Annotated in this window: 3 rRNA genes; all 3 read right to left on the bottom strand. The window is 43.9% G+C overall.

Annotated features, from left to right (window positions below):
- Positions 1–83 (bottom strand): 23S ribosomal RNA (locus DXA97_RS19835); the annotation flags it as partial.
- Positions 84–486: 403 nt separating this feature from the next.
- Positions 487–604, bottom strand: a 5S ribosomal RNA gene (gene rrf / locus DXA97_RS19830).
- A 61-nt stretch (positions 605–665) separates the two neighbouring features.
- Positions 666–775, bottom strand: a 16S ribosomal RNA gene (locus DXA97_RS19825); the annotation flags it as partial.

Genomic DNA, 775 nt, shown 5'->3' with positions numbered 1-775 from the left:
TCCCCGAAGCTTTTCGCAGCTTATCACGTCTTTCATCGGCTCTTAGTGCCAAGCATCCACCCTGCGCTCTTTATAGCTTAACCAATTGATGTTCACCTGCGGGTGCGGGCTACTTATCTACGATACATAGCGTTGTATCGCTGGTCTTAGGTTCGTTATTTAAAACGAGTTATTTGTTTGGTTACATCTTGCGATGTAACACCTCGGATGTCTTGAATAATAATTCTTAAAGAATTTATTCTAGATTTATTCAATATGCAGTTTTCAAGGTACATGTCTGACTGATGTTTTATCAGTCATTAGAAAACTCAAAGCTTGAATTCTCTAATCACTGGTAAAAACCAGTTATATGGAACAGCACTACCCTGCTGAAGTAGGTTAACACATTCTTCTCAGTTTTATCCGTCACAGGCTTCACCTTTATCTCCACCCATTAAAATGTGTCCGTTCTATATAAAACACTCTCGTGAGTGATTTTTATAAGTATTCCGGCACCCACCTGCTCTCCCATGCCGTCTCCAGCATAGTACCATCGGCCGCCTGCGTCTTAACCGTCGTGTTCGGGATGGGAACGGGTGTTTCCCACAAGCGCATCGGCACCGGAAATTTTAGAACCTTTTATCAAAGATTCAACAGTGTTTAAAACTCTTACTTCTTCTTCCTTAGAAGGAGGTGATCCAGCCGCACCTTCCGATACGGCTACCTTGTTACGACTTCACCCCAGTTATCAATCCCGCCTTCGGCAGCTCCCTCCTTGCGGTTGGGTCACTGACTT

Source organism: Clostridium sp. OF09-36, assembly GCF_003481985.1.
Lineage (GTDB): Bacteria > Bacillota > Clostridia > Lachnospirales > Lachnospiraceae > Brotaphodocola.
The sequence above is the reverse complement of the archived record's forward strand: the minus strand, read 5'-3'. Positions and strand labels throughout refer to the sequence as shown.